At 75.5% G+C, this 5811-nt stretch carries 6 protein-coding genes and 1 pseudogene; 2 read left to right on the top strand and 5 right to left on the bottom strand.

The annotated features are described in order from the left end of the window. Positions 1–69: 69 nt before the first annotated feature. Positions 70–694: pseudogene (locus tag ACFV4G_RS41880) on the top strand (phosphotransferase family protein); the annotation flags it as partial. A gap of 77 nt (positions 695–771) precedes the next feature. Here the strand turns inward: ACFV4G_RS41880 and ACFV4G_RS41885 are convergent. The 3 genes from ACFV4G_RS41885 to ACFV4G_RS41895 all read right to left on the bottom strand — a co-directional run bounded on the left by ACFV4G_RS41885 (position 772) and on the right by ACFV4G_RS41895 (position 4013). Next, a complete protein-coding gene (locus ACFV4G_RS41885; RefSeq protein WP_380448600.1) occupies positions 772–1980 on the bottom strand; it encodes an acyl-CoA dehydrogenase family protein in 1209 nt (402 codons plus the stop codon). Positions 1981–2345: 365 nt separating this feature from the next. Beyond that, positions 2346–2840 (bottom strand): hypothetical protein, encoded by a 495-nt coding sequence (locus ACFV4G_RS41890; protein ID WP_329926780.1) that lies wholly within the window; start codon positions 2838–2840, stop codon positions 2346–2348. A gap of 918 nt (positions 2841–3758) precedes the next feature. Then, entirely contained in the window at positions 3759–4013 is a 255-nt protein-coding gene (locus tag ACFV4G_RS41895; RefSeq protein ID WP_380448617.1) for a DUF397 domain-containing protein, read from the bottom strand. A gap of 283 nt (positions 4014–4296) precedes the next feature. On the opposite strand from ACFV4G_RS41895, the gene ACFV4G_RS41900 reads away from it, so the two are divergent. Further along, positions 4297–4836 (top strand): PTS-dependent dihydroxyacetone kinase phosphotransferase subunit DhaM, encoded by a 540-nt coding sequence (locus ACFV4G_RS41900; RefSeq protein WP_380448602.1) that lies wholly within the window; start codon positions 4297–4299, stop codon positions 4834–4836. 100 nt (positions 4837–4936) lie between these two features. Here the strand turns inward: ACFV4G_RS41900 and ACFV4G_RS41905 are convergent, their stop codons facing one another. Both ACFV4G_RS41905 and ACFV4G_RS41910 read right to left on the bottom strand, forming a co-directional pair. After that, positions 4937–5425 (bottom strand): NUDIX domain-containing protein, encoded by a 489-nt coding sequence (locus ACFV4G_RS41905; protein WP_359970746.1) that lies wholly within the window; start codon positions 5423–5425, stop codon positions 4937–4939. Between the two features lie 10 nt (positions 5426–5435). Next, on the bottom strand, positions 5436–5811 hold a 376-nt coding region (locus tag ACFV4G_RS41910), incomplete at its 5' end, for a sugar transferase (protein ID WP_380448604.1).

Here is a 5811-nt window from a genome sequence, read left to right on the forward strand (position 1 = left end):
GGGGGGTCCCCCGCGGTCCGGCGCCCCCCCGCCGCCGGGGGCCGCGCCCCGGGCGGGACGCCGCCGCCCTCCCCCGGGCGGGGCCCCTCGCCCCCCGCGTCCCGGGGGCCCCCGCCCCCCCGGCCACCGCCACCCCGTCAACGCGCCCACCCCGGGCGAGGTCCGGGCCCTGCTCACCGCCGTCCGGACGCTCAACCTGTGGCGCCCGCCGGGCGACGTGTTCCAGCCCCGGCTGGACTACCAGATGGAGATCGCCCGCTACCACTCGGTCGGCCAGCTGACCGACCGGGACGCCGGCGACCTGCGCGGCCTGCTGCACGGCCTCGGCCACACCCCGCTCCAGCTCTGCCACGGCGACGCCCTGCTCAGCAACATGCTGCTGGCGCCGTCCGGTCCGGTGCTGGTGGACTGGGAGCAGGCCGGCTGGTACCTGCCCGGCTACGACCTCGCGGTCCTGTGGAGCGTCCTGTCCGGCGACACCGCGGCGCGCCGTCAGATCAGCCAACTCGCCCAGAGCGGCGGCACGATGGCCAGGGACGCGTTCCTGATCAACCTGGTGCTCGTGCTGATGCGCGAGATCCGGCTCTACGACGTCCCGGGCGCGGGCGAGGAGCAGCGGATCATGATCCGCCGCCTCTACGACGACGCCGCCCTGGCCCGCCGGGCCGTCCGGGCCGCCGTGGGCACCCGCTGACCGACCGGTCCCGGGCCGCCCTGGAGCGCGGCACCCGTGCCGCTGCGGCCCCGTGACCAGGCCGGACGGCAGCCGCCCTACGGCCGGGCGCCGCGCTCCAGGGCGGCCCGGCCGGCGGACTCCAGGACGGCCTCCTCGGGTGCCAGGTGCACCCGGCTGCTGAGCACGTCCCGCAGGTAGCGCTCCAGCGGGTGACGCCGGCTCAGCCCCGGGTTGCCGGTCAGCGCGACGGCCTGCTGGACGGCGGCGGTCGCGGCCCTGGTCGCCAGCAGGTGGGCCGGTCCGGTCCGCACGACGGCCTCCCGCTCGCCCCGGTCCACCCGCGCGGCCAGCCCCTCGACCAGTTCCTCGGCGCCGATCAGCTGGGCCTCGATCTCGCCGAGCGCGCAGCGGTAGCGCGGCAGGACGCCGAGCGGCTCGGTCAGATTGGCCGGAGTCCGCTGGTTCAGGAACCGGACGAGCCAGGCCTGGGCCGCCCTCGCCACCCCGACCGCGACCGCGGAGAGGGCCAGATCGTGCCAGGCGCGGGCGAGTTCGGCCTCCGCGACGCGGTCCCCCGCCGTCCGCTCCGGCGCGTCCTGCCCGCCCTCGGCGCGGCGCACGACCGTGAGCCCGAGCGCGAGCTCCGCGGGCACCCGGACCGCGTCCAGCACCACGTCGTGGCTGGCACTGGCCCGCAGGCCCAGCTGGTCCCAGGTGGGATCGATCTCCACGCCCTCGCTCTCGCCGCGGACCAGGAACGTGCCGACCCGCGGCTCCGGTTCGTCCGTCCGCGCCGTCACCGCCATCCAGGCCAGCGCCTCGGCCCCGGTGCAGTACGTCTTGCGCCCGGTGAGCCGCCAGCCGTCCCCGTCCCGCCGGGCCACCGTCCCCGGCAGCGCCCCCGGCCGGCCGCCGGGCTCCGCGCGCAGCGTGTTGACCAGGGCGGGCCCGCGCCGGGACTCCGTCAGCAGCCTCCGGTAGCCCGCCGCCGGCCACGGCGCCCGGCGGGCCTGCTCGGCGTGCTGGAGCAGCGTGAACGCGGTCACAACAGCCACCGAGGCGTCCCCGCGGCCGAGTTGGGACAGCACCCGGACGGTGTCGGCGAGCGTGCCGCCCGGGCCGCCGTACCGCTGCGCCACGGTGAGGGTGAGCAGCCCGGCCTCGTGCACCGCCTCGATGCCCTGGTAGGGGAAGGTCGCGTCCCGGTCGTGCTCCTCGGCGCGGGCGGCGAGCAGGTCGACCACCCGGGGCAGCCCCGCGAGGGCGGCGGCGACGGGCGACGGGTCGGCGGCGGTCGTGGTCATGGTGCGGGTGCCTCCGGACGGCAGCAGGGGCTCGGCAACTGCGGGCGGCCCGCCGGGCGGGCTCGCACCGTCGGTCGGCGGCGCGCAGGTCCGGACCCGGTTCGGCACGGGGTCCGACCCCGGATCGGTTCCGGCCGCTCGGCCGGACGCGCTCCGCCGTTCAGTGGCCCGGACACGCCGCGCTGGCGGTGCGCCGCAGGTCCAGATAGCTGCGGCGGGTCAGCAGCGGGAGACGGCACGACATGTCCGCGACTGTACGAACCGGTGATCGAAACCGTCAAGCAGCGGCCCGGGGACCGGACGGCGGACGGCCGCCGGACGAGCACCGGGTGGACGGCGGACGAACGAGGGGCGGACGGCGGTTTTCAGCCCTGCTGGAACATGTCCGCGGGGAGCGGCTTCAGGAGCTGATACAGGTCGTCCGAAATCGGTCGGTCCCAGGACGCGATCGTGACCTGGACGCCGTCGCTGCGGCCGAACTGGGCGCAGAACACGCGCTCCTCGCTGACCTTGACCTTCTTCACGATCAGCAGGTCGTCCCCGAGCATGACCGGGAAGTCCTCGGCCGAGACGAAGTCGACCGGCTCGTCGTTCTCCAGGGCCGCGAGCAGCTGGCGCACCTCGAAGGGGACGTCGTCACCGGTCTCCCGGGCCGGCGAGCCCTCGGGGAGGTTGCCGATGAACATCGCCGGGCCTCTGCCGCCGAACAGGTCGTAGCGCAGGAAAATCCCCTGGCAGGAGCCGTCCGGGCCGGTCATCATGGCCGCACCGAAGTCGCCGGGCCAGTCGCCCGGGTCCATCGCGAGCACGTCGAAGTCCGGGCCGGCGGGCTGTCCGGAGCGACGGCGGAGAAAAGACATGGGAACATCGTACGTGTCCGGCACACCACGCTCGCGGGGTGGGTGGGGCACCGGCGGGAGATCCACGCTCAGAGACCAATGTTGACTCTGAGCAACCGTCCGGGCTACGTTCGGTTCAGCACGACAGCCGTTCTGGGTTTCACCCTCCGGGGGGACGGCATGTCGCATACGCGGCCCTACACGCGTATCCCTCACTGTGCACATCGTCGTGCCGATCCGCCGAGCACCCAGCTTCGTCGTCGCACACAGCACAGCCACAAGCCAACAGTTCCGTGCAGTTCCTGCAGTTCCGTGCAGTTCACGCAACAAGAGACCAGATCCGCGGGGCCCCGGCCCGTCGCTCCCGTGGATCTGCTCGGGACGCCGCCGCGTGGGGGCGTGCGGGTCCCGAGCACATGGTGCCGCGGTCCGAGTCGCTCTCGGATTCGGCGCCGACCTCCCGGCGACTGCCGGCCCCTCGTGGGCCGGGACCGGCCGACGCACCCCGGTGCGCAGGGGACTACTGGGAGGATGGCCCGGCAACGCTGCCGGGCCGCACAGCAGGCGCCGTGTCTGGCCGCGTGGGGGCGGTGGGCACGGCGTCTGCCTGTGCTCATACTCTGAGCTGCGTTTGTCTAACAGTCAACAGAAATTCTGACGAGGCATGCTCAATAGATCATCTGTTGTGATGATCGCTACCTGAAACCGGCCGTGAGCCGGCTGTGAGTCGGCCCTGCGGCGACCCTCCGGCGACCCTCCGACGACCCGTCAGCGGCCTTTCCGTGCCGTCAGCGGCCCTTCCGTATCGGATCCGCGGCGGCCCGTGGCGAACCCCCGTGCCGCTCCTCGGAGGGACTCCTGGAACGCCCGTGGGGCGAACCCCGTCCCCGGGGCCGCCCCACGACCGCACTCCTCGCCCTCCCGGGCCCGTGCGACGACTCAGGTGAGGTCGAACTCGCCGTCCCGCGCGCCGAGCACGAAGGCCCGCCACTCGCCCGGCGTGAACACCAGTACCGGCCCGTCCTCCTGACGGCCGTCCCGCATCCCGATGTACCCGTCCACGAACGCGATCTGGACGTCCCCGACCCCCTGGCTGCTGCACAGCCACGTCGCGCCGGTGAAGTCCACCCTGGGCTTCCCGCTGGGCGCGAGCTCGGGCCCCGCCCCGGCTCCCCGGGCGCCGGCCGTCTCCACGTCAGTCCCGCTGTTCGATGCCACTGCTCGGTCTCCTCCCGACGGCTTTCCCGGCCAGCCTAGCCACACCCGCCCGCCCCGGTCAGCGGGTTGACGAGGTCTCCACCCGGCCGGGCACCGGCGGCGGGCGGCGGGCGGGCGGCGGGCGTGTCCGCCCGGCGGGGCCGCAGGCAGCTGCCAGAGTGAGGAGGACCTCGACCCGACGTCCGGTCCGCGGCCCGGCGCCCCGCCCGGCACACCGCCCGGACCGGTCCCGACCCGAGACCCCCGCAGGGAGCAGCCGATGAACCGCCGGGACGGCGCCCGCGCCGATGTCATCCCCATCTCGGACGCCCCCTCGGCCCACCCCCCGGCGCCCCGCACCCCGCCCTCCGGCGCCCCGCTGCCCCGGCCGACCCGCGGCCGGCCGCCCGCGCACGGCCGGGTCGGCATCGTCCTGGTGTCCCACAGCCAGGAACTGGCCACCGCCGTCCGCACCCTGGCGCTCGCACTGACCGGATCCGACTCCCCCGCCCCGGTCGCCGCCACCGGGGGCGACCCGGCCGCCGGACCCGGCATCAGCGCCGTCCTGGTGGCCGCCGCCACCCGCCGGGTCGACCAGGGCCACGGCGTCGTCGTGCTGGCCGACCTGGGCAGCGCGGTCACGACCGTACGGGCCCTGCTCACCGAGGCCGACGAGCACGGCCTGCCGTTCCCGGTCCGCTTCGCCGACGCCCCCTTCGTCGAGGGCACGGTCGCCGCCGTCGCCACCGCGACCGCGGGCGGCGACCTCGCCGCGGTCCTGGACGCGGCCGAGGAGGCCTACCGCCAGCACAAGGGCTGAGGTTTTGGCGCAAACCGATCGGTGGGCGAACCGGCCGGCCGGTAACCCGGGACTCGTCGGGTGATCATCGCCCGGGTGACCGGTCCGGCGCCCGGCACCGTCAGGGGCGCTCCTTGCCCTCCCACGAGAACACCGCCGGCCCCTCGCACTCCAGCGCGTGCCGCAGCCGCTCGTGTTCGAGGTCGATCATCGGCGGCAGCGCGTCCAGCGCGAACCAGCCGACCTCCAGCGACTCGTCGTCGTTCACCCGCGCCTCGCCGCCGATCGCCCGGCAGCGGAAGGTCAGCACCAGGTACTGCGTCACGTCGCCGTTCGGGTACGTCACCGGCTCCGTGACGGAGACCGAGGCGAGCAGCTCGGGCACCGCCACCACGCCCGTCTCCTCCAGCACCTCGCGCACCACGCCGTCGGCCGGCTGCTCCCCGGGGTCGAGGATGCCGCCCACCACCGCCCACCGCCCGTCGTCGGACCGTCTGGCGAGCAGCACCCGGTCGCGGTCGTCCAGCACGACGCCCGCGACGGCGCTCAGCCAGAGCGGGCGGTTGCCCACCACGGAACGGAGCTCGGCGAGAAACTGAGGAATGGCCATGAACCGCAGCCTACCCAGGCCGACCGGTTCGGCGGCCGGGCCGTACGCGGTCGCCCACCGCGCCGTCGTCCGGGCACAGCAACGCCTTGACCGTCAGACCGAGGATCCGCAGGTCGAGCCCGAACGAGCGGTGCTCGACGTACCAGAGGTCCAGCTCCGCCCACTGCGGGCGGCTCAGCCCGGCGGACGGCCCGCGGGCCTGGAGCTGCGCCCAGCCGGTGAGGCCGGGCCGCACGGCCAGCCGGGCGCGCTCGCGGCGGTCGTAGTGGACCACCTGCGCCGGGGGGGGGGGGGGGGGGGGCCCCGCGCCCCCCCCCCCCCCGGGGGCCGGGCTCCCCCGCGGGGCGGGTGGAACACGCCCGGGGGGCCCGCGAAGACCGCGACCA

Origin of the sequence: Kitasatospora sp. NPDC059747, assembly GCF_042732955.1 — a bacterium.
In the GTDB taxonomy this organism is placed as follows: Bacteria; Actinomycetota; Actinomycetes; order Streptomycetales; family Streptomycetaceae; genus Kitasatospora.

Bases quoted from the DNA above. Each gene is read 5' to 3' on its own strand.
- ACFV4G_RS41885 (WP_380448600.1), bottom strand. From the start codon at position 1,980: ATGACCACGACCGCCGCCGACCCGTCGCCCGTCGCCGCCGCCCTCGCG.
- ACFV4G_RS41890 (WP_329926780.1), bottom strand. From the start codon at position 2,840: ATGTCTTTTCTCCGCCGTCGCTCCGGACAGCCCGCCGGCCCGGACTTC.
- ACFV4G_RS41900 (WP_380448602.1), top strand. From the start codon at position 4,297: ATGAACCGCCGGGACGGCGCCCGCGCCGATGTCATCCCCATCTCGGAC.
- ACFV4G_RS41905 (WP_359970746.1), bottom strand. From the start codon at position 5,425: ATGGCCATTCCTCAGTTTCTCGCCGAGCTCCGTTCCGTGGTGGGCAAC.